General features: G+C 65.1%; 16 protein-coding genes. 14 read left to right on the forward strand and 2 right to left on the reverse strand.

Going from position 1 to position 21,999, the window contains the following annotated elements:
• The 4 genes from ACVOJ1_RS06525 to ACVOJ1_RS06540 all read left to right on the forward strand — a co-directional run.
• A partial coding sequence (locus ACVOJ1_RS06525; protein ID WP_346480168.1) for a DUF2345 domain-containing protein occupies window positions 1-397 on the forward strand: 397 nt, incomplete at its 5' end.
• Between the two features lie 4 nt (window positions 398-401).
• Complete coding sequence (locus tag ACVOJ1_RS06530) at window positions 402-1,307, forward strand: DUF4123 domain-containing protein (RefSeq protein WP_346480169.1); 906 nt, start codon at window positions 402-404, stop codon at window positions 1,305-1,307.
• A complete protein-coding gene (locus tag ACVOJ1_RS06535) occupies window positions 1,300-4,314 on the forward strand; it encodes a T6SS effector BTH_I2691 family protein (RefSeq protein WP_346480170.1) in 3,015 nt (1,004 codons plus the stop codon). Before ACVOJ1_RS06530 ends, ACVOJ1_RS06535 begins: the two co-directional genes overlap by 8 nt.
• The gene (locus tag ACVOJ1_RS06540; protein WP_053520405.1) at window positions 4,314-5,255 is read left to right on the forward strand and encodes a DUF6708 domain-containing protein; all 942 of its coding nucleotides are present in this window, start codon (window positions 4,314-4,316) and stop codon (window positions 5,253-5,255) included. The genes ACVOJ1_RS06535 and ACVOJ1_RS06540 overlap by 1 nt, the downstream gene beginning before the upstream one ends.
• Before the next feature lie 50 nt (window positions 5,256-5,305).
• Here ACVOJ1_RS06540 and ACVOJ1_RS06545 read toward each other — a convergent pair whose 3' ends face one another.
• The gene (locus ACVOJ1_RS06545; RefSeq protein ID WP_111185956.1) at window positions 5,306-6,055 is read right to left on the reverse strand and encodes a hypothetical protein; all 750 of its coding nucleotides are present in this window, start codon (window positions 6,053-6,055) and stop codon (window positions 5,306-5,308) included.
• Between the two features lie 197 nt (window positions 6,056-6,252).
• On the opposite strand from ACVOJ1_RS06545, the gene ACVOJ1_RS06550 reads away from it, so the two are divergent.
• From ACVOJ1_RS06550 to ACVOJ1_RS06575, 6 genes are all read left to right on the forward strand, one after another.
• Window positions 6,253-7,134 (forward strand): M15 family metallopeptidase, encoded by an 882-nt coding sequence (locus ACVOJ1_RS06550; RefSeq protein ID WP_239519783.1) that lies wholly within the window; start codon window positions 6,253-6,255, stop codon window positions 7,132-7,134.
• Window positions 7,135-7,239: 105 nt separating this feature from the next.
• Window positions 7,240-7,500 (forward strand): PAAR domain-containing protein, encoded by a 261-nt coding sequence (locus ACVOJ1_RS06555; RefSeq protein WP_053518398.1) that lies wholly within the window; start codon window positions 7,240-7,242, stop codon window positions 7,498-7,500.
• 42 nt (window positions 7,501-7,542) lie between these two features.
• Window positions 7,543-8,976 (forward strand): hypothetical protein, encoded by a 1,434-nt coding sequence (locus tag ACVOJ1_RS06560; protein ID WP_346480171.1) that lies wholly within the window; start codon window positions 7,543-7,545, stop codon window positions 8,974-8,976.
• 16 nt (window positions 8,977-8,992) lie between these two features.
• Complete coding sequence (gene tssM / locus ACVOJ1_RS06565; RefSeq protein ID WP_346480172.1) at window positions 8,993-12,694, forward strand: type VI secretion system membrane subunit TssM; 3,702 nt, start codon at window positions 8,993-8,995, stop codon at window positions 12,692-12,694.
• Window positions 12,691-13,674: a type VI secretion system-associated protein TagF gene (tagF, locus tag ACVOJ1_RS06570; RefSeq protein WP_053518394.1), complete on the forward strand. Its 984-nt coding sequence runs from the start codon at window positions 12,691-12,693 to the stop codon at window positions 13,672-13,674. The genes tssM and tagF overlap by 4 nt, the downstream gene beginning before the upstream one ends.
• A 2-nt stretch (window positions 13,675-13,676) precedes the next feature.
• A complete protein-coding gene (locus ACVOJ1_RS06575; protein WP_111185953.1) occupies window positions 13,677-14,462 on the forward strand; it encodes an OmpA family protein in 786 nt (261 codons plus the stop codon).
• A gap of 56 nt (window positions 14,463-14,518) precedes the next feature.
• Here the strand turns inward: ACVOJ1_RS06575 and tssA are convergent, their stop codons facing one another.
• On the reverse strand, window positions 14,519-15,577 hold the full coding sequence (tssA, locus tag ACVOJ1_RS06580) for a type VI secretion system protein TssA (RefSeq protein ID WP_065175277.1): 1,059 nt from the start codon (window positions 15,575-15,577) through the stop codon (window positions 14,519-14,521).
• Window positions 15,578-15,810: 233 nt separating this feature from the next.
• Between tssA and ACVOJ1_RS06585 the strand changes: the two genes are divergently transcribed.
• From ACVOJ1_RS06585 to ACVOJ1_RS06600, 4 genes are all read left to right on the forward strand, one after another.
• Window positions 15,811-18,594, forward strand: coding sequence for a type VI secretion system Vgr family protein (locus ACVOJ1_RS06585; protein ID WP_346480173.1), 2,784 nt, complete (start codon window positions 15,811-15,813; stop codon window positions 18,592-18,594).
• Window positions 18,591-19,487: a DUF4123 domain-containing protein gene (locus ACVOJ1_RS06590; RefSeq protein ID WP_346480174.1), complete on the forward strand. Its 897-nt coding sequence runs from the start codon at window positions 18,591-18,593 to the stop codon at window positions 19,485-19,487. Before ACVOJ1_RS06585 ends, ACVOJ1_RS06590 begins: the two co-directional genes overlap by 4 nt.
• Before the next feature lie 10 nt (window positions 19,488-19,497).
• The gene (locus ACVOJ1_RS06595) at window positions 19,498-19,977 is read left to right on the forward strand and encodes a DUF3304 domain-containing protein (RefSeq protein ID WP_231107796.1); all 480 of its coding nucleotides are present in this window, start codon (window positions 19,498-19,500) and stop codon (window positions 19,975-19,977) included.
• 357 nt (window positions 19,978-20,334) lie between these two features.
• The gene (locus tag ACVOJ1_RS06600) at window positions 20,335-21,915 is read left to right on the forward strand and encodes a phospholipase effector Tle1 domain-containing protein (protein ID WP_343237013.1); all 1,581 of its coding nucleotides are present in this window, start codon (window positions 20,335-20,337) and stop codon (window positions 21,913-21,915) included.
• Window positions 21,916-21,999 lie beyond the last annotated feature (84 nt).

The raw sequence follows: 21,999 nt of genomic DNA on the forward strand, positions 1-21,999 counted from the left end.
CGCCGGCATGGAACCCAGCGGCGAGAGCCCGAACCAGGAGCGCGGCATCGCGCTGCATGCTGCACAGGGCAAGGTGAGTGCGCGTGCGCACAAGAACCAGGCGATCGTGGCGGCCAAGACGCAGGTGCGCATCGCCAGTACCGAAGCGGACGTGCAGCTGTCGGCGCCGAGCAAGCATCTGCTGGCGACGGCGGCCGGCGCCTACATCCGGATCGAGGGCGACAACATCGAACTGGGCGCGCCGGGCAAGGTGGAATTCAAGGCGAGCCAGAGGGAATGGCTGGGGCCGGCGAGTGTGCCCGGTGAGGCGTCGAAGAACGAAGGGAAGCTCGCCCTGTGCCCGACCAAGGCGGCAAATGCCGAGCGCACGGGTGCGGCTGTCGTGGGAGTGGGCTGATGCCATGAGTTTTTCGCATAGGCACTTTCTCGAACATCCCATTGCGATCATCAGTGAATCCACACTTGGCCTGATCCCACTCCTGGCCCGGTTCCAGTGCCACAGCCTGGAACCGTCGGGACTTGCTTTGCCTGCCGGTGTCTGCCCGCATCTGGTCGTGCTCGATGGCGTGGATGCAGCACTGCGCCTTGCTCTGCTGGACGAGCTGGAACATCTTCATGTGGAGGGAGAACTGCGTGGGTTGCTGGCATTGCTTGGGAGCAGTGAGTCAGGAGAACGGGTAGCCGCGCACCTGCGCTCTGTAATGCTGAGACGCAAGCCCGGTAGTACGCGCTATTGGCTCCGGCTCCACGATCCGCGTGTATTCATGCATTTTCCCCGCATCCTTGACTCCCTCCAGCTGCGTGATCTGATGGGACCCATCAGCGTATGGTGGTGGCGCGATCCCGACCTCAATCGTTGGGGAAGCATCGACCGCCCAGCGGAAGCAGGACAGCCTGGCCAGGGCTGGACAGAGCGTCAGTGGGATGCAGTCTTCAGGATAGAACTGGTGAACCGTGTTGCGCTCGATGTGGTGCGCGCCGCCCCGCAGATGGCGGCCCATCCAGATCTCCACGAGCGCGCCGACGTGGCCTTGCGAAGAGCGATCGAACTGGAAGCGCTTGTAGTGCCGGAGGACCAGCAGGCATTCGCCGTGGACCATGTGATCCATGGAGAGGCGCTGTTCGCACACCCGGAAATGCAACGCTGCCTGCGCGACGTTCGCGAGAATGGCGCGACCTACGTCGGCGGTACCGTCGATCTGGACCTGTTCGCGCTCGCACGCGCCACGAATCCAGCAGCCCAGGCCGAACGCCCCTCCGGGCGGCACTGGTCGGAAAATGAAATCAAAGGAGTGAGAGATGTCTGACTTCAAGCCAGGTTGGTATATCGTCTCCGAACCGGATGCCGAGGGACGGACCACGCTCAAGTACTTCGCCGAGCGAGGTCTGGTCACCTGTGAGTGCTACAGCACGAGTGATGGCCGACAGATCTATCTCTGGGGTAACCGTGAGCGCCCGGCGGGACGAAAGGAGTCCTGGAAATCCACCTACAGGTTCGTCGCGACGGATCCCAATGGGCATTGGGACAACGAGAAGGTTGCTGCCAAGACCAACAAGGGTGCAGGCCAGGGGAAGGCGAAGGCGCTTTCCCCCTGTGAAGACCTGACCAAGCACTGCCCCGCCTGTGACCGGAAAGGCCTGCTGCTCATGCCATTGCGTTATGCGGTCGCGAGGGCGGACGTCAATGGCTGGGCGCAGGCCCCGAAGCTCGCTGGAAGTTTCGCCAGTGGTGGAAGCGCGGTGCCGCTGCCTGGAGCGCTTGCGCAATACACCCTGAGAACAATGCGCGAGGGCTACCTGTATGTGTTCAACGAGCGACTGGGTGCCAAGGGGTGGAAGGGCTACCTGGTAGATGCCAAGGGCTATCTTTCCGAGTTCGACGTGCACGCGTCGCAGCCTCCGACCCTGGAAGCACTGGACAATGCGCCATGCGGTCGTCGAGCGACATCCGAGATGGCGCGCTGCATACCCATTCCTGATGCGCACCTGCCTGGCAAGGTCGGCAACATCTGGATGGCGTTCTGCGATACGCCCTGGACCCCTGCCGTGCTGAAGGAGCACATGGACAAGCCTGCAGTGAGACAGGCGAACATGCGTGTGTTCGATGGTGCCGCGTGGTGCGAGTCCAAAGGCGCAGCAGCGCAGTCGCATGCCGCGACCCTTGCCGCGAATCATTCCAGCGTTGCGGAGTTCAAGGTGGGCGGGGATCTGTTCGAGCGGATGATGCAGCCGATCAGCTTTGCCTGGCCGCTCGGGCTCAACGCCGTGCAACAGAACACGTCACCAGCGTTCGCCGACTCATTGAGTCCCTTCATCAGTGCGGTTGGGAAAGTTCCCCAGCTGCTTGAGGCCGCCAGGCAGGCCGGAAAGGATATTCCGGTCGCAATGGTTGCGCTTGAGGATCCAATAGGCATTGCGATGGATCTGAATGCCCAGATCATCCGACGGACCCATGCATGGACCAACGAACCGCTGCGCCGCTGGAAGAGGGAAAGCGCGCAGGCGATTGATGCGCTCGCCATGGCGGTGCGGCACAACGTTGTCCAGCGCACGAGCGAGACACGCTCGACTGTGGCGGGAATTTTCGGAACATGGTTCCCCGCGCACTCCAGCGCGGTGTACCGCGGACGGAACCCGGGCGAGAAAATGGAGTACGCGGGCTACATTACCGAGGAAGAAGCTGATCGTCTCGGCACGGAAGCCTGGAATAGCGACCATATCGAACTGTTCGACAATGCCAAGAAGAAGAACTACATCGAGGTTGAGTACCCCGCAGAGCTCTCCGCATTCGAGAAGGCAACCATCGAGCCGCTCGATGCGGCCTACCTCTCGTGGATGAAGTCGGATCTTTACAGAAATCACTTCATCTACAATTTCGACAGGCGGAACATCGACAGTGGCGTGGCCTATGTCCACAAGGTGATGCTGGTCATCACCGATGCCACGGCACGCGCCAGCGTTACCCGGTTCCTGATGGATCGCCTTGGTGATGACCCTGAGAAGCCAGGCTCCGTCGAGGTGCGTGCCCTGGCAGCCAATCAGGAGGAGATCATCAAGGGGTGGGCAGCGGCTACCAAGGAGGGGGCCATGAAGAAGGATGGCGTCAGCTGGGCGGATGCGTCCGAGAAGATCTGGGGCGTGTTCAATTCCGTGCTGACCAGTGATGGCTACAAGGCGGCGATGGCTGGTGGCCCTGCGCCGGTTGGCGGAAAGTGGATGGAGGTGGCGATGAATGCCATCGCCAAGTACGCGTTCCAGATCAGCGGCCCGGTGGTCTCGAGACTGAATGGATTCGGCAACGGTGCGGTGGGCTGGGTGGCGGCAAAACTGCCAGAGCGACGCATCATCTCTCTGCTGGGGGCACTCGCCAAGACGGAGGATCCGAACCGGCGATTGAGGTTGATCGACCTGCGCACGGAGGCGACCCGCAAGCAGGCGACCCGAATGGTGGCCTCCGCGCTGGCAAGCATTTCCGGCGGAAACGAACAGCAGTACCGCAGCGCCGTGCGCGCATCGCTTGATGGAATCCAGGATGCGCAGGGGCGGCGCTATCCGTATCAGGCCCTCATGTTCGTTGACGAGGGCGAAGCACAGCGCCTGACCCAGTTGCGGGGTGCACAGCTCGATGCGCACATTTCCCAGTCGGTGATCGTGCGGCACGAGGAATTCGATGCGCTGCTGCAACGAAATGTCAGGCGGGTTTTCGATCTTGATTTCAAGGCCGGCGTCGTCTCGAACATCTTTACCGCCTTCAGCCTCGGGCGAGCGTGGGATGAGATGAAGAAGGCGAAGCAGGAAGAGAAGGACGTCAAGATCGTCAACTTCGCAGGTGGCGTCGCGGGATTGACTGGCGGTCTGATGGAGCTGAGCGCAGGTGTGGCGAAGAAGCACCCCTGGTGGGTTGGCACCCACGGCATCAGGTTGCGGGCACTTTCCGGACAGCTGAGCACAAGGGCGGGGCTGCTGGGAGGGCTTGGAAAGTTCCTTGGCGCCGCGGCGGGATTCATTGGCGGCACGCTGAACATCATCGACGGCTATCAGGACATCGGTCTTTCGCGAGGTTATGGCATCTGCATGATTGGCCTTGGTCTGGCCAGCATCATCGCCGCCATCCTGCTGTTCACTACCTTCGCCTTCGTCGGCTTGATCATCGGCCTGGTGGTCGCGATCATCACGTTGATTGTCGGCTACTTCAAGCCGACGAAGATACAGAAGTGGCTTGATGCCTGCTATTTCGGAAAGCACAAGAGCAAGAAATTCGAGGGTCTCCAGCAGGAGACAGAAGGCTTGAAGGCACTGAGTGAGGCGGATTGATGTACAGCGGCTGGATGCGCAGTTTCCCGACGGATCGCTTTCTCTCGGCACAGGAGAGCGCCTCGCGTTTCGATCCTCGGATCGCCGAGGATGTCGCACCTGACGAACGTGCGTCGTTGGTTCATTTCAACTCGACCTACATCGATCTGATCGACCGAAGGTTCCGCCTGCGCGGAATGGTCTCGACCACCATGGTCCTGCTGGGGACGCTGGCCCTGTTCCTGTTCGGTTTCTTCCTGCTTTTCACGCTGGTGATCCCGAACCTGGAAGGCGACTTCTGGGACTGGGTGATGTACGCCATGGTCGGCGTGTGCGTGGTCGGTGCCCCGGTGCTGTTCTGGCACACGACGCTGCGCTACGAGTTCTTCACCTATGTCTGGTATCCGACACGGTTCAACCGGCGCAACCGGACGGTCTATTTCTTCACGGGTGGGGAAGAGGGCGCTGTATCCGTCCCATGGGATGAGGCCGTGTTCTACATCGGGCAGGGGACCAGCCAGGCCTTCCTGCGCGACCTGCGCTGCAGCATCCTTGAGGATCGGGTGATCAAACGGACCTTCGCGGTGGGCCATTACTTCGACGACGAACAGAAGATCCGCGGCATCTGGGAGTTCATTCGCCGCTACATGGAGCAGGGGCCGGCAGAGGTGGTCGATACCATCGAGGGTCGCCAGATGAACCTGTCCGTGACGCCGTCATGGCGCAACTGCTACCTGTTCGTGGTGGCCAGTCTCGGTCCCAGCCTGCTGGGCGCACGCTTCATCCTGATGCCCTTGCTGCTGCCCCTGGTGTTGTGCCGATGGCTGGTCCTTCGATCCTGCCGCGCGCCCGTGTGGCCACAGTGGGTGGAAGACGAGTGCGCAATCGATGCCAACGATCCTCTTCGGCTCGTGGAACCCGAGGTGATGGCGCAGTTCGAGCCGGATCGGCGTCCGCTCTGAGCGGGCCGCTGCGGCAGCGCCCTGCCTGCGTCAGCAGGCAGGGCTCGGGATCACATCGCCGGGCAGGCCGGATCCTTGCCGCTCACCGCCGCACAGATCCTGCGCCGGCAGTCCACGCCTTTCAGTGACGTAGGGCTGGGGCAGCTGCGCAGCTGCGCCTGGATGTTGGATTCGGTCGAGGCGGACTTCTTGCTGGCCACGCGCTCGAACGCGGCGCGCTCGTCTTCGGCGCGTTTGCGCTGGTCTGCTTCGATCTGGGCGATCAGATCATCCATGCTTTGAGGCTGGGCCTTGGCTTTTGCCTTGGCCTTGTCCTCTTCCTTGATGATGCCGAGCAGGGTGCCGAGCAGATTTTCATCGCCCTTGCCTGCGGTACCGGCGGCGCGACTGCTGCGTTCACCCGGCTGGGCGCCCCGTGCCCGCGTCGTTGCAGCGGTGCCGGTGGTTGCGGCAGCGCCCGCAGCAGCGGTTGCCGCGTCAGCGGCAGGAGCGGGTGGGCTCCCGGCGGTGGCCGGCAGCGCCGGCTCAGACGGAGAAGCGGGCGCATCGACGATCATCGCGGCGCCTTCACCCGGTGCCACCGACGGGGCGTCCGGGTGCCCGGTCACATGGCCGGTGTCGGGTGTCAGTGAATACTCGGACGGGTCGCTGTAGTCATTACTACCGGACAGACCCCAGGCGGTCAGCCCGGCGATGACGACCACGGCACTGGCCAATGCCAGCCACAGGACCGTACGGCGTTTGCCGCTGGACGGCGCGCGTGCGGCACGTGGCGACGCGGTTGCCTGCCGGCCCTCCATGTCTGCCAGAATACGGCCCGAATTCGGGGCCTGGCCCTTTGCCTGCGCTCCCCCTGAGAGCAGACTTGGCCGATTGATTCCGCCATTATTCAAGTGCATCCAGCCCTTGGTTTGAGTCGGCAACTGCCGAAGCGAATTTGCGCATTCTTAGTGAAAGCGGTTGGGGCGTCAACCAGATCGCGTGTCAGGGAGGACCGGTGTTGCCAATCGTGGTTGCTGCCATTGCCGTCGTACTGTTGGTGGCTGGCGTGTGCTGGGTACTGTTGTTCCCCGAGACGGTCGAATCGCTGCGTCAGGCGATCGCGAAGCGTCTGGGCGGATTCCGTCGTCGGGCGGGGCAGGTCGGTGACCGGGTCGGCCACGGCGCCACCCGCGTGCGCAGTGGGGTTCGTGAAGAGGTCGGAGCCGTGCACGGCGCACTGCGGCGCCACTGGCTCATTCTGGTTGTCGCCGCAGCGTTGCTGCTGATTCCTCCAATTGTGATATTCGTCACGCGGCAGACCGTGGTGCTGGAGGATTTCAGGGGCGATGATCTGGCGGAATCGAGTTCGATGGTCGCCCAGCTGCTACGCGGGGAGCGGCTGACGCCGCCACCGCCGCCGCCGCCGGAGGTGTTCACCACTGCCGAAGTGCGTCGTCTGCGGCCTGAAATCGTCACGGCTGATCGCAAATGGGGTCAGATCGATCCCGATCTGCAGCAGCGCGTGCTGGCCATCTATGAGGTGATGCGACGCCAGTACGGTTACGAAATGGTGCTGATCGAAGGCTATCGCAGTCCGCAGCGGCAGGCCGAACTGATGGCCGGTGGCAAGGCGACCCGGGCCGGTGCCTGGCAGAGCTGCCACCAGTATGGGCTGGGCGTGGACAGCGCACCCATCCGCGATGGCAAGCTGCAATGGGACATGGAAGATCCGTGGACCCGGCGTGGGTACTTCCTGTACGGCGAGCTGGCTGAACAGGCGGGCCTGGACTGGGGCGGAAACTGGCGGAGCATCAAGGACTATGTTCACGTGGAAATGACGGACCGCTGCCGCGCCGCCCGGGTGGCAAAGCGCGAGGAACTGTCCCGTCAAGGGTGATAACCGCACGGCGGTACTGGTATGGTTACGCCGATGGCCTGCGTCGTCGGGGGAACCGGGGGGCGATGGAACGCCGGGTCACACATGGATCAAGGAGCATGATGGATGGCACGACCGTTTATCGTCGTCGGTGACCCGCTCAGCCACGGAGGGACCGTGGTGGCGGGCACCGGACAGACCGACATCAATGGCAGGCCGGTGGCGCGCGTCGGTGATCGTGCGTTGTGCGCCGTGCACGGCGCCACCACGATTGTCAGTGGCGACGCGACAGTGCTCATCGACGGTCAGCCGGTGGCGCGCGACGGCGACCGCACCGCGTGTGGAGCGACGCTGGTCGCTTCACAGGCCATGACCGGTCTGCGTTGACCTGCGCGGTCGACAGGAGCAGCGCATGGAGCAGGGCAACTGATGGCAGGATGGCTGGGCAAAGCAGCTTCGGTGGTGATGATCTTCGTCGCCACCTGGGGCGCGACGATTCTCTACTGGCGCAACAGCGGCACGGTACCGACCGGCATGCAGATGCTGGCCTACCTGGGCCTGCTGCCCGTCGGCCTGAGCGGTGCCGGCTTCATGCTGCGTGGCGCCGCGCGCCGTGGCGTCGATGCGGCGCTGGACAAGGCTGCGGCCAACGATGGGGAGCCGGTCAAGGGCAAAGGCGAAGCCGTCGCGACGAAGGTGATGGTGCCGCCGTCGGTGGCGTTGATTGCCGGTGGCCTCAGGCTGGGTGTGGATCTGGATGCCCAATCATGGCTGGCTGCTGCCGCTGCGCCACCGCGTCCGACGCTCGATGGCCGCTTCCGCGACAATTACAACCTGCCGGTGCGCATGAGCGCGGCGCAGGACCTCGATGAGTTCCTGGTGCTGCAGGCCCGTCAGGACGGCATCGACACCGCAGCCCACGAACGGCGTGCGCTTGCCCTGCTGCAGCCGGTGCTGGAGGAACTGCTGGAGGCAGCATCCGCGGCGCTGCCGGAAATCATGGCTTCCGAGGAAGTGGTGGTGGCCGGTCTGCGACGTCGCGACGAACAGCGCGTGGAGAACGTACTGAGCGTCGAGCTGCTGGTGCCGGGCAGCTGGTCCGATGCGCTGCGCCCCTGGGTGCAGACATGGCTGCTGGAGCAGGCGCGGATGGCAGGCATCGATGCGCGCCGCTTCGATGTCCGGGTCACCTCGCTGGACGGCGCACGCGAGGTGTGGCCGCACCTGCAACGGGTGATCGACGCACTGGATCAGGGCGAGCCACGCTGGCACCTGCTGGTGTCCGCGTCTTCTTCGATCGATGCCGCCATCGTTTCCTCATGGCAGTCCTCCGGTGTGCTGGCAACCGCACAGAATCCGGATGGCCGCATACCGGGCGAGGGTGCTGCCGGCGTCCTGCTGGCGAGCCGGGGCGTTGCCCATGAAGGCGACGCGCGGCTGTGGCGCCCGCAACTGGTACGCGCCGAGCAGATCGAGGCAACCCGGCCGGCCGAACAGCGCCGTCAGCTGGCGACGCTCGCTGCGCAGTGGCAGCAGACGCTGGGCCTGGAGGGCGCACAGGCCCAGTTCGTGCTGCATGATGCCGATCACCGGGGCGATCTGATGGTCGATGCCGCCGCCATCACGGCGTCGCTGGCTCCCGACCTGGACTTCAGTCCGCAGAGCCTGGCGCTGGCGATCAGCGCAGGCGAACTGGGCCCGGTGCTGCCGTTGGCGCAGCTGGCACTGGCCCGCGCACAGCTTGACCGCCAGGCCGAGCCGGTGCTGTTGCTCGGCGTGGCCGACAACCAGCAGCGACTGTTCGGCCTGGTCGACCCTCTTCCTTCCCCGACGCAGGCGGCCGATGCGCCGTCGGCCCCCTGACTTCCTGGATCCCTGCATGAGTTTGAGCAATTTCAGCTACTACCTGCGCGACTACCGTCTCTGGATGGTGCTCGGCCTGGTCGGTGCCGCTGCGCTGGCCCACTACGGTGAGGCCGAAGCACGGCAGATCGGCATCTGGGTGGCCATCGTGCTGGCCGGCCTGCTGGTGCTGGCGCTGCTGGTCTGGATCGTGAAGCGGATCCTGGCCCGTCGCGCGGCCAAGCGCGTGGAGGCGATGGTCAAGGATGAGGCGGACAAGGCGGTAGCCACCGCTCAACCCGCCCAGCGTGCCGATACCGAGGCGCTGCGCACGCGCATGATGGACGCGGTCAAGCAGATCAAGTCCTCGCGGATGGGCGTGCTGAAGGGCAACGCCGCGCTGTACGAGCTGCCGTGGTACGTGATCATCGGCAATCCGGCTGCGGGCAAGAGTACGGCCATCCTCAATTCCGGCCTGCAGTTCCCGTTCGAGGACAACCGCGGCAACGTGGTGCAGGGCATCGGTGGTACCCGCAACTGCGACTGGTACTTCACCACCAACGGTATCGTGCTCGACACCGCTGGCCGCTACTCGGTCAGCGTCGAGGACCGCATGGAGTGGCTGACCTTCCTCGGCCTGCTGAAGAAGAACCGCCCGCGCGCACCGATCAACGGCGTGATCATCGCCGCCAGCCTGGCCGAGCTGTCCGGCAGCAAGCCGGAGTTCGCGATCGAGCTGGCCAAGAACCTGCGCCAGCGCGTGCAGGAAATCACCGAGAGGCTGGAAGTGTTCGCGCCGGTGTACGTGCTGTTCACCAAGGCCGACCTCATCGCCGGTTTCAGCGAGTTCTTCCGCAACCTCGATCCCGGCGAGCGCGAGCATGTGTGGGGTGCGACGCTGCCGTTCGACGTGCATCAGCAGGGCGACGCGCTGGCGGCATTCGACAGCCATTTCGACGAGCTGGCCGAAGGCATCAAGGAAATGAGCCTGACCCACATGGCGATGCAGCGTGGCCGTGAAGTCTCGCCTGGGCTGCTGTCGTTGCCGCTGGAGTTCGTCGGCATCAAGCCGGCGCTGCGCACCTTCATCGCTACGCTGTTCGAGGACAACCCCTACCAGTTCAAGCCGGTGTTCCGTGGCTTCTACTTCTCCAGCGCACTGCAGGAAGGCCGTTCGGTGCATCACGCGTCCGAACGCGTCGGCCGCCAGTTCAACCTGGAGCGCGGGTCCAATGTCGATGAGGCGCCGACCGGCCATACCGCGTTCTTCCTCAAGGACCTGTTCCGCAAGGTGATCTTCGCCGACAAGGAACTGGTCCGGCAGTATTCCAGCCCGCACCAGAACCGGCTGCGCTATGGCGTGTTCCTGGGCGCAGTGGGTGTGCTGGCGCTGGCGCTGGGCCTGTGGACCTGGTCGTACACCACCAATGCCCAGCTGGTGGCCAATGCCACCAAGGACCTGGATCAGGCCGTGCGCGTGCAGAAGGACCGCATGGACCTGAAGTCGCGCATCGATGCCTTGCTTCTGCTGCAGGATCGCATGGAGCAGCTGGACCGTTATGGCAAGGAGGGCGGCATCACCACCCATCTGGGCCTGTACCAGGGCACCGCGATCCGCGAGAAGCTGCTGCGTGAGTACAACCACGGCATGCAGCAGGTGATGCTGGCGCCGACCGTCTCCAATCTGGAGAACTATCTCGGCCAGGTGGTCGCCGAGCGCGACAAGCTTGGCCAGGGCAGCAGCGCTGCCGCCGAGAGCGAGGTGCTGTATCAGAACGCATCGCCGACCAGCACCAACGATGCGTACAACGCACTGAAGACCTACCTGATGCTGGGTAATCCGAAGTACGTCGAAGGTGCTCACCTGTCGCAGCAGCTGACCCTGTTCTGGCGCACCTGGCTGGAGGCCAACCGCGGCCAGATGAGCCGTGAGGAGATGGTGCGCGCGGCCGAGAAGCTGATGACCTTCTATGTGGCGCAGGCGGGCCAGCCCAGCTGGCCGCAGATACAGAACAAGGTCACGCTGGTGTCCGACACGCGTCAGGCGCTGGGGCAGGTGATGAAGGGGCAGCCGGCGATGGAGCGCGTGTACGCGCAGATCAAGGCACGTGCCGGCGCCCGCTTCGGAACGACCACCGTCGACAGCCTGGTGGGTGTGGAGCGCAACGGGCGCCTGATCAACGGCAGCTATGCGATTTCCGGTGCGTTCTCGCGCAAGGCGTGGGAAGAGTACGTAAAGGATGCGATCAAGGAAGCGGCCAATACCCAGCTGAGCACCACCGACTGGGTGCTGGGTACCACCGAGCAGAGCGATCTGTCGCTGGCCGGCAGCCCCGAGCATGTCTCGCGCGAGCTGGTGACCCTGTACAAGAACGACTACGCGCGCGAGTGGAGCAAGTTCGTGCAGGGCCTGAGCGTGGCCGAGTTCAGTACGTTCGACGAGGCGGTGGCCCGCATCAACAAGCTGGGTGATCCCGGCAACTCGCCGCTTCGTGTTCTGCTGGAGCGCATCAACGAGGAGACGGTATGGGACAACCCGCCGGCGCAGGCGCGTTCGAGCAAGGCGCGCAAGGGCTTCGTGGCCTGGTTCCAGCGCACCATCCTGCGCAAGGACCCGGCAGCGACGGCCGCCGCGCAGCCGGTGGGTCCGATCGGCAAGGCGTTCGAAGGCATCGCGCGGCTCACCAGTGAGCGCGGCGATCAGCCGGCAGTGATCACGGCCTACTTCGAGACACTGGGCAAACTGCGTGCGCGCCTGAATGCCATCAAGAGCCAGGGCGAAATCGGCGTGGGCACCCGCAAGCTGATGCAGGACACCTTCAGCAATGAAGGCTCCGAACTGAGCGCGGGCCTGGCGCTGGTCGACGAGCAGGTACTGACCGGGTTGGACGAGAAGCAGCGCGAAGCCCTGCGCCCGCTGCTGCTGCGCCCGTTGACCCAGACTTTCAGCGCCCTGATCCCGCCGACCGAGGAAGAGGTCAACAAGACCTGGAAGGCGCAGGTCTATGACCCGTTCAAGGCACGCATCGGGCAGCAGTACCCGTTCAACCTCAACTCGGATGTGGATGCCGCACCGAGCGACATCGCCGGCATCTTCGGCGCCAGTGGCAGCATTGCCGCCTTCAACAAGGACGCGCTCGGCACGCTGGTGATCCAGCGCGGTCCGCTGCTGGAGACCCGCCGCTGGGCAGGGCAGGGTGTGAACCTGTCGGCTGAGCTGGTTGCCAACTATGGCAACTGGGTGAGCGGCTCTGCCGCCGGCGCGGCGCAGGACACCACGATCTTCGAGATCCTGCCGTCGCCGGCTGCCGGCGCGCTGGAGTACAGCATCGAGATCGATGGCCAGGTGCTTCGTTATCGCAATACCCCGCCGCAATGGACCACCATGCAGTACCCGAACGCGGGGCAGGTGCCGGGCGTGAAGATCACGGCGGTGACCGGCGATGGACGTACCGTGGAGGTGTTCAGTGCACCGGGCGCGAACGGCTTCAACCGCCTGATGGCCGAAGGCGAATACGAGCGCCTGGATGATTCCAGCCGGATCACCTGGAACGGCAATGGTGTGGCCGTGACGGTGGAAATGCGCATCGTCCGCCGGGCCGGCAGCGGCAGCGAGGGCGGTGGCGACTGGCAGCGCGGCCTGCAGCTTCCCGAGCGGGTGGCCGGTGGTACCCCTGCCGCGCCCGCGCCGGCAGCCACCGCGCCTGCTGCGGCGCAGACCACGGGAGGTGCGCGATGAGCCGCGTCGTCAGTGCCGGAGTTTCCTACTTCGGCAAGGTGCCGTCGCGCGGTGATTTCGTCCGTGCGGCCGACAATCACCAGCTGCTGGGCTGGCTGGACCGGTGGGCGGGCGAGAGCCTGGAACTGCTGAGCCAGAGCCCGGACTGGAAGCAGCGCTACGACGAGGCACCGGAGATCCACTACGCGTTCCTGGGTTCTCGCAGCAAGATGGTGCTGTGCGGGCACTTCCTGGCCAGCCGCGATTCCTCCGAACGCCGCTTCCCGCTGCTGTCCGCGCTGCGCCTGGATGCGCCGGAACCGTTGCCGTTCATCGGCCGCAGCCCGCTGGCGATGTCCAACGCCTGGTCCGGACTGGCCCGCCTGGCACGCCAGGCCTACCAGGAAAGCGACGCGGCGCAGGCGCTGGCGCAGCTGGCGGACGCACGTTTCAGCATCAGCACCGATCCCGGTGACTACAACGGCAGCTTCCAGGACTTCCTGGAGAGCACCTCCGTGGCAGACCTCGAGTCGCGCCTGCGCGATTCCGGTCACGGCGAGGTGGCGCTGCGACAGGTGCTGCCGGCACTGGGCCTGCTGCTGCAGCCGGTGCTCAGCGGGGGCGATGTCAACATCGACAAGGCGCTGGTGTTTCCGCTGGTCCGTGACCCGGCCTATCGCCCACTGGTGGCGGCATTCTGGCTGGATCTGCTGTCCAGCTTCGTCTCCCGCGGCGATTTCGAACTGGCGGTGCTGATCCGCAACGACGCTGCGCCGAGCATGATCGTCGGTTTCAACGGCGCCGACCGCCAGGTGCTGCGTGCGGTGCTGGACCCGGCGGAAGCCGGCGACTTCCTGATCCGGATCCAGCATTCGGAATGGGTGGACGACTATCTGCGCGGCGATTACAACCTCAACCGCTTCGGCAGCTTCCTCGACCGTGACGATCTGGCCCTGGCCACCGCACGCAAGCTGTTCGGCGAGACTTTCCTGGGAACCTGATGATGCGCTTGTGCAACCCTCTCTCCCTTGCGTTGCCGCTGCTGCTCGCAGCCGTGCCGCTGGCCGCGCAGAACGCGCCTGCTGCGGCACAGGCTGCCACCGAACGACCGGTGGTGATCGAAGGCGTGGTGCCTGACCAGGCGACCAAGGCCAAGCTGCTGAACAATCTGCGTGCCGTGTATGGCGCCGAGCGCGTGGTCGACCGCATCCAGGTCGAGACGATCGCGACCCCACCGAACTGGGGCGATTACGTGGCGGGCATGATCAATCCCGGCTTGAAGCGGGTGTCGCCCGGCAAGCTGGAAGTGAACGGACAGGCAGTGCGGATCACCGGTGAGGTCGGCAACGAAGCGCTGCGGCAGCAGGTGGCCAGCGACCTGAGTCTGGCCAGCAATACCAGTTACACCGTGACCAACGCGCTGAAGGTCGGCTCGCAGCAGAACGTGCTGGACCAGACGCTGGCCAACCGCATCATCGAGTTCCAGAGTGGCAGTGCGCGTCTGACCCCGTTCGGCATGAGCATCCTCGACGAGATGGTCGCCAAGATGGCGCAGATGCCGGACAGCCGTTTCCTGATCATCGGCCATACCGACAATGTCGGGCAGCGCGAATCGAACCTGGCGCTCAGCCACGCGCGTGCGCTGTCGGTGAAGAACTACATGGTGTCCAAGGGCATTCCGGGCAGCCACATGGATGTCGTCGGCAAGGGACCGGACGAGCCGGTGGCGGACAACACCAGCAACGATGGCCGCGCACGCAATCGGCGCATCGAGTTCAAGATCCAGTAAACATGACGGGGATCGGGCCAGACCCGATCCCCGCACGAGCGTGATCCGCAGGCAGATCAGTCTTCTGGATTGACGTCCAGCATCTCTTCCATCTGTTCCAGCGTGCCGTGGTCCTTGATGACGCGCTTGAGCCAGACATGCAGCGGCATCTCGCCCCAGCGTGCGGCCTTCTCGGCGAGATAGGCCACGGGGCTGTGCGGTTCGGTCCGACGGAAGAACTCAGCGACCTGGCGCAGCTGCTGCAGCGCTTCCTTGCGCGAGCCGGGTGCACCCGCAGGGCCACGCGGTGCTGTCACCGGGACCGCTTCGGACGCGGGCGCCTCATGGCCGAACGATGCATCTTCAAAATCGTCGGAGGAGGCTTCGGTTTCACCATCGAGCAACACCCCGGCTTCGCGTGCGAAACGCAGCACGGTGCGCTGCAGGTGTTCAAGCTGCTCACGCACCGCGCTGAAGCTTGGGCCATCCAGCCCCAGGCGGTTGTCGACCGCGGCCTGCAGTTCGGCCAGGGCCTGGCTGCAGTCGGGCAGGTCGTCGGCCAGCTGCCGGTAGAACCCGTGCTGGGTATCGCGGCGGGCGGCAGTGAGAATGTCCAGGCCAGGGCGGCCGTCATCCTCTTCGCCGCTGTTGGCACGGGCATGGGCATGCTCGAAGTCGGCGAGGCTGAAACGCCCCTGCGGCGCGACGGCAATCGGCACGGAGCGCAGCCATTGCAGCGAGTTGGTCAGCAACCAGCTCAGGTTGCCGATGCGCTCTTCAAAATCGCCGTCAGGTGCCTGCGGATGCACGTCATCCCAGTAGCGGTCGCACAGGCCGGCGGTGAGCCGGTAGCCAGCGGCGAGGCCCTGGAATCCTTCCAGCTGGGTGGCGGCTTCGCTGAGCCAGCCTGCCAGCCGCAGGTCCTTGGTCCGGGTCTGCAGCAGGTCGGTGGCATCGCGCAGCACGCTGCTCCAGTCAGCGTACTTGATGTCGGTCTGCCACGCCCCCTGGTCCAGGGTCGGGTCGTCGGCACGACGGTTTTCGATGATCCGATCGAATTCAGCCGAGAACGACAGGTCTTCACCGGTCGGGGCGTGTTCCGAAATCGGGGCCAGCAGGGCTTCCTGATCCAGCATGGCGGGTCTCGTTGGGGACTGTGGGCGATTCTAGCCCGCCGATGTGAACGCGGTCGCGGGATTGGTCCGTCCAGGCATGCCTGAATACGGAATGCCGTCAGTTATGTGACGAACAACGCACTTCTGCGGCGGTCGAGGCGTCGTGATTTTGACGAACACCGCAATCTGGTAGATTTGATGGCTGGAATCCGACGCCGCCGGGTAGGTGCAGGCGTCTTCACACTGGAATTGGCATGGATCAGCTGAACTACGTGATGACCCAGGTTGCCGGGCTCGGAGACGCGCAACGCCTGTATCGACTGCGGTCCGATGCACTGGAAGGGTGCACGGTGGAGCGGTGGCGCGGCGGTGATGCGCTCGGCCAGCATGCCTGGACCGATGTCGATGTACTCGCCACGCGCGCTGATATCGCGCTGGACGCCCTGCCGGGCACGCGTGCGACACTGGTCGCGCAGACGGCCGATGGTGGTCAATGGCAGCGCAGCGGCCTGATCGCGGACGCTTCCTGCCTGGGCAGCGACGGTGGCCTGGTGCGCTACCGGCTGCAGCTGGTGTCATGGACGTGGTGGCTGCAGCATGCTCGGCACAGCCGCGTGTTCCAGGAACAGAGCGTGCGTGCGATCGTCGATGCCGTACTGGCAGGCCACGCTGCCATCGCGCGCTGGCGCTGGGCCGAGGGCGTCGACGCCTTCCTTGGCCAGCGCGTGCGCAGTTACTGCGTGCAGTACCGCGAGAGTGACCTGGATTTCCTGCAGCGCGTGCTCGCCGAAGAAGGCCTGGGCTGGCGTCTGTACGCCGATGAGGAAGCGCCCTGCGGCAATGGCATGGAGATCTTCGCCGACAGCGTCGCGCTGCCGGAAGATGCCACCAGCGCGGCTGCAGGCGTGCGGTTCCATCGCAGTGACGCCACCGAATCCAGTGACAGCGTGCAGGCCATTGGCCTGCGTCGGCGCCTGGCCAGTACTTCGATCAGCCTGCAGAGCGATGATTACCGCCAGGTACGCGCACTGGTGGCACAGTCGCCGATGGAGGGCGGAGGTGGCCAATCGTCGCGCGAAGACTACGATGCGGTAGGTGCCTACGCCTTCAGCGACAGTACCGCCGGTGCGCGTCAGGCCCGCCTGCAGGCGCAGGCGCGCGAAACCCACAGCCGTGGCTGGCAGGGGTCGGGTACGGTTCGCGGCTTCCAGTCCGGACAATGGCTGCGGCTGCAGCAGGCCCCCGGTGCGACACCGCCTGAGCTGCTGCTGGTGGCCGTCGAACATGCCGGCATCAACAATCTCCCTACCGATCTGCGACGAAGCCTCGATGACGCGCTGGGCGTGGCGCCGATCGATCCGGCCGACGCTGCGCTCTGGCAGCAGGCCGAAGCAACCGGGTATGGCAACCGTTTCGACGCGGTGGATCGCACCCTGCCGTGGCGCCCGCTGCTGCAGGACGGTAGTGGCGCACGGCTGAATCCGCGCCCGACCGTGCCGGGTTACCAGACCGCTGTCGTGGTTGCCGGCGACGGAGGCGCCAGCAAGGACCTGCACGCAGACAGCCATGGCCGCGTGCGCGTGCGTTTCCACTTCCAGGAAGGCGAGGGCGGCGGAGCCAACGACAGCGCATGGTTGCGCGTGGCACAGCGCTATGCCGGACCCGGCGTGGGCAGCCAGTTCCTGCCGCGCATCGGTCAGGAAGTGCTGGTGGGCTTCCTCGACGGCGATATCGATCGGCCACTGGTGCTGGGCACCCTGTACAACGGACGTGGCGAGGCGGGCGTGGCACCGACGCCAGCCGGCGGAAGCGGCCAGAGCGACGTATCGCTGTATGGCCAGGCTGCAGACATGCGCGGCAGCGCGCAGGCCAACCTCAGTGGCGGCCAGGCGCCGGCCTGGCATGCTGCCGGCATGGGGGACCAGGCGCATCGGCAGGGCGGTGCGCTGTGGGGTATCCGCTCGCGCGAGTGGGAAGGCGGGCAGGGCGCCAACCATCTGCTGTTCGATGACTCGAACCAGCAACTGCGCGCGCAGCTGGCCAGCAGCCAGCAGGTGTCACAACTGACCCTGGGGCACCTGCGTCATCAGGCAGACAATTATGTCGGCAGCCTGCGTGGCACCGGTTTTGAACTGCGCAGCGACGCGTGGGGCGCGGTGCGCGCCACGGCCGGTGCCTGGTTCTCGGCGTACGGGCATCGGTCGACGGCACCTGCGGGCGAGGCGGTGCAGCCTTCCGCGCTGCTTGCGCAGCTGCAGACGCTGGGCGAGCGCTTCACCCAGGCCGCGCGTACACACCTGACCAGCCCGTTGGCGATGCAGGAGGGCGCGCGCGCGCCAAAGCGCTCGGAGCTGGTTCCCGATCAGTCGCCGGTTCCCGCGCTGCTGGCGAGCGTACGCACCACCACGGGCGGTGATGGATTCGATATCGGCAAGAGTGGTGCGACCGAGCGCAAGTCGGATGCTGGGCAGGATCGCGTGCCGCATTCGGGTGATCCACTGCTTGGACTGGCCGCACCGCAGGGACTGGTGCAGGTGGCAGGCCAGGGAGTGCACTGGGGGAGCGGTGAAGGCCTGCTGTTGGCCAGTGGCGGTCATAGCGACACGGTTACCATGGGGCAGACCCGTCTGCATGCGGGGCAGGCGATCGGCGTGCTTGCGTCCGTGGTTGAGGGAGCAGCGGCCACACCCACCGCGCTTGACGTCGTGGCCGGCACTGAAATGCTCGATATCCAGTCCCAGGCGGATGGGGTGCGCGTGCAGTCGCGTGGCGCTCTGCGCGGGGCCAGCGCGCAGGCGCCGGTGGAACTCGCCGCGGCCAATACGATCCACGTGGCGACGTCCGGGGGGGCCAGCCTGACCATTGCCGGTGGCAACATCACCATCGCCTGTCCGGGCACGATCAAGGTGCATGCGGGCAGCAAGTCATTCGTCGGCCCGGCGCAGCAGGGCTATCCGCTTCCCCAGTTCCCGCGCAGCAGCTGTAAGAGCTGCATTCTCGACGCCATGCGCCAGGGCACGCCGGGAGTGCTGGTGTGAATCGTTACGCCGTGATCGACAGCGCGCAGCGGTCGCACTTCCATGAGCGGCTGGAGCGTCTTGGCGCGCGCTATCGCTCACTGTTCGAAGGCACGGCCGAGGCCGGCCTGCTGGATATTGCTCCCTTGCTGGTGGCTTGGACGGACAGGGACGTGCACGCGCAGCTGGATGCGGAGATCCGGCAGATGGGGGCGCAAAGGCCGGGCGTGACCCTGCTGTGGAGTGCACTGGCACTGGACGATCTCGCGAAGCGGTTGCGTGCTTTCCATCTGGTGAAGGTGCCCGAGAAGGGCGGTCGTGAGATGCTGTTGCGCTGGTACGACACCCGTATCCTGCCTGCACTGCTGGATCTGTTGTTGCCTGCGCAGCGTGCCGCCCTGCTGGAGGGCGTGCAGCGCCTGCAGTACTTCGATCGCTACGGCGATCTGCAGGAATGGCCGCTGGCCGGGATGCTGGCCGGAATGGATGATGCCGGCCTGCCTGCGCTTCCGCCATTGCGCCTGGACGAAGACCAGTACACGTGCCTGCTGGACGCGTGCGAGCCGGATGTGGCCATTGCCCAGCTTCGCAGGGTCATCCCCGATGAGATCAAGCGGGTGCCGTATCGATCGCTGTACCCGTTCGTCGTCGACCTTATGCAGGATACGATCGCCCACGGTGTGAACCAGGTGGACGATCACGTGCAGTACCTCTTGCTGGCGTTGTACACCTCCGGCGCGTGCCGCGGCCATCCTGCCGTGCAGGCGCGTTTCGCGCAGCCTGCCGGGAGCTGTGAGGTGCCGTTCGCGGACTGGGCATCAGCGCTGCCGGAAGATGTCTGGACGACGGGCGTCCCGCTGTGGGACCACACCGCCTCGCCTTTGCAGGCCGAGCCTGCACCCTCGTGGACGTGAAGGAAGAATCATGCGTTTGATGCGGACCCATCTGCTGGCGGCCCTGGCGTTGCTGCTCCTGTTGCCGGCATTGGCGGCCTGCAGGGGACGGACGGCCTCCACGCCGGTGGCCGTGCTCGGCTACAACCATACGGATGCATACATTGCGCAGTTCCTCGTGAATGGCGGCAGTGGCGGGTCGGCCGATTCCCACTCGGAAGGCGGAACTGTCTGCTGCGTCGTGCTGCCTGATCGATGGACGCCGGACATGAAGGTGGAGATCGAATGGACCACGGATCTCGAAACGTTCCAGAAGAAGACCGTTGCGATTCCGAAGTACAACCAGCTCGGAAACCTGGCCGTCCATTTCCTGCGCAATGGCGAGATCAAGGTCTTCGTCACCAATCTTGTGCTCGGTCATCCCGACTATCCATTGACCGGCCCCGAGGCGCCCTTGCGCGAGGGCGAGAATCCAGTCTGGGAGCACCTTCGGCGCCCGCTTGAAAAGTGATCACGGGGCCCGGTCGCTCACCGGGTATCCGATCCAAATGCTTGGCGTGGGTGACAAGGACAACGATCCCGGCGGGGACCAGCAGCGAATCCAGGAGACAAGGACATGAGTGGACGCACGGCAACCGGCGCGCAACCAATGCCGGCAGATGGACGCAGAGCGCTGAGCGGCGCCGAAGCGCAGCAGCGGGCGCGGGCCATGGCGTGCATGCGCGAGAAGGGCTCCGAATGCCAGGGCCAGGTGCACGTAGGCATCTACTTCGACGGCACCGGCAACAACCGCGAGTGGGAAGGGACCTTTGTAACCGGCAAGACGCGCTCCCCCAAGACCCAGCTGGCCCGCAACGGTCACAGCAATGTGGCGCGCCTGTACGACGCCGCCCTGAAGGAGCGTGGCAACGGCTTCTTCAGCATCTACGTTCCCGGCGTCGGCACGCCATTCGCCGACGTCGGCGATACCAACCAGGATGGTGACACGCTGGGAGGCGGCGCCGCGCGTTATGGTGCGGACCGCATCCACTGGGCCATCCTGCAGGTCATCAATTCGGTACATCAGTACCTGAACGGTGGTGACCTGATCCAGCCCAACGAAGCCAAAGTATTGGTCGCCTCAATGAGCGAGACGCGACTGCTGGAAGGCATGACGCGACGCGCGATGCTCACGGCAATCGCGCAGCGGTTGGAGCGCGTGGTCAAGGGGCACCAGCGCCGCGTCAAGTCGGTGCACGTTTCCGTCTTCGGCTTCTCGCGTGGCGCGGCACAGGCGCGGGCGTTCGTGCACCGGCTGTATGAGACGGCAGAAGCCTGGGGCAGCGGTTGCGGCTACAACATTGCCGGCATTCCGCTCTACCTGAACTTCATGGGCATCTTCGATACCGTTGCGTCGGTCGGCGTTGCTGCGATGAGCCGCGTCTCGAAGGGCAAGTGGGACTGGGCCGCCGGTGACATGATGAGCATTCACCCCGAAGCGCGCCAGAGCGTGCATTTCGCCGCCCTGCACGAGCAGCGGATCAATTTCCCGCTGGACCTGGCGACCAGCGGGAAGGAGGTGCTTTACCCGGGCATGCACTCGGATGTCGGTGGCGGCTACTCGCCCGGCGGCCAGGGCAAGGACTTCGTTTCCGGTGCCGCGAACGGTACCGCCAAGCTTGCGCAGATTCCGTTGATCGACATGCATCACGAGGCCGTCAAGGCAGGCGTGATAATGAAAACGATCGAGGAACTGGGGGCGCAGCCAGTGCTCGCCATGCATTTCGGCTGCCACCCACAGCTGATCCGCGATTACAACGCCTGGCTGACCGGTCACGGTGTCCCCGGAGGCGCGCACACGCAGCAGATTGCAGGACATTGCCGGCAGTACGTTGCCTGGAAGGGCAAGCGGCTGCCGAATGGGCCACAGAGCGTGCTGCAACAGCCGTTCTTCAAGCAGTCCGATGCCGAGGATCAGGTGGATCTGGCCAATGCGCAGCGCGATTTCGCAAATCTGGTTGGAAAGCTGCGCAGGGGCAAGGAGGATATGGCGGCCTACCGCAGGCAGCTGGACGAAAGCCAGAAGCGCATGGAGGCGGGTCGCAAGATCGGGCGACCGGTATTTGAACCTACGCCGCGGGCCTCCCAGGCGGCTTACGACTACGCAAAAATCCCGGCCGAGACCAGCACTCTGCTTAACCTTGTGCTGGACGGTGCGCCGGTACCCGATGTGAGTACGGTGCTGTTTGACAACTACATGCATGACTCGCTGGCCGGCTTCTACATCGGGAAGTGGACGGAGCTGAATATTCCTGCCGTCAATACCTACGGCTACCTCCGCTATCGCGAGGTCTTCAGTGTGGCCGGCAGGAGGGCTCAGGAGTGCCGGGATCCGGCTACGCTGCCGCCAGCGAACATCCCCACCATCGGCGGCGCGTTCCAGCAGCTGGGCTCGGCAATGGGCGGGTGAGGCGATGCAGCGTCTGGAATGCCCGTTGCGCTTATGCGCCAATCGGGCGCTTCACCTCTGGGAGGCTGGGAGCCATGCATCAGA

Source organism: Stenotrophomonas sp. STEN225, assembly GCF_056756445.1.

Excerpts from the sequence above, each read along its gene's own strand:
- ACVOJ1_RS06530 (WP_346480169.1), top strand. The coding sequence starts at position 402 with ATGAGTTTTTCGCATAGGCACTTTCTCGAACATCCCATTGCGATCATC.
- ACVOJ1_RS06555 (WP_053518398.1), top strand. The coding sequence starts at position 7,240 with ATGGCACGACCGTTTATCGTCGTCGGTGACCCGCTCAGCCACGGAGGG.
- ACVOJ1_RS06575 (WP_111185953.1), top strand. The coding sequence starts at position 13,677 with ATGCGCTTGTGCAACCCTCTCTCCCTTGCGTTGCCGCTGCTGCTCGCA.
- ACVOJ1_RS06560 (WP_346480171.1), top strand. The coding sequence starts at position 7,543 with ATGGCAGGATGGCTGGGCAAAGCAGCTTCGGTGGTGATGATCTTCGTC.
- tagF (WP_053518394.1), top strand. The coding sequence starts at position 12,691 with ATGAGCCGCGTCGTCAGTGCCGGAGTTTCCTACTTCGGCAAGGTGCCG.
- ACVOJ1_RS06545 (WP_111185956.1), bottom strand. The coding sequence starts at position 6,055 with ATGGAGGGCCGGCAGGCAACCGCGTCGCCACGTGCCGCACGCGCGCCG.
- ACVOJ1_RS06595 (WP_231107796.1), top strand. The coding sequence starts at position 19,498 with ATGCGTTTGATGCGGACCCATCTGCTGGCGGCCCTGGCGTTGCTGCTC.
- ACVOJ1_RS06535 (WP_346480170.1), top strand. The coding sequence starts at position 1,300 with ATGTCTGACTTCAAGCCAGGTTGGTATATCGTCTCCGAACCGGATGCC.
- tssM (WP_346480172.1), top strand. The coding sequence starts at position 8,993 with ATGAGTTTGAGCAATTTCAGCTACTACCTGCGCGACTACCGTCTCTGG.
- ACVOJ1_RS06585 (WP_346480173.1), top strand. The coding sequence starts at position 15,811 with ATGGATCAGCTGAACTACGTGATGACCCAGGTTGCCGGGCTCGGAGAC.
- tssA (WP_065175277.1), bottom strand. The coding sequence starts at position 15,577 with ATGCTGGATCAGGAAGCCCTGCTGGCCCCGATTTCGGAACACGCCCCG.
- ACVOJ1_RS06540 (WP_053520405.1), top strand. The coding sequence starts at position 4,314 with ATGTACAGCGGCTGGATGCGCAGTTTCCCGACGGATCGCTTTCTCTCG.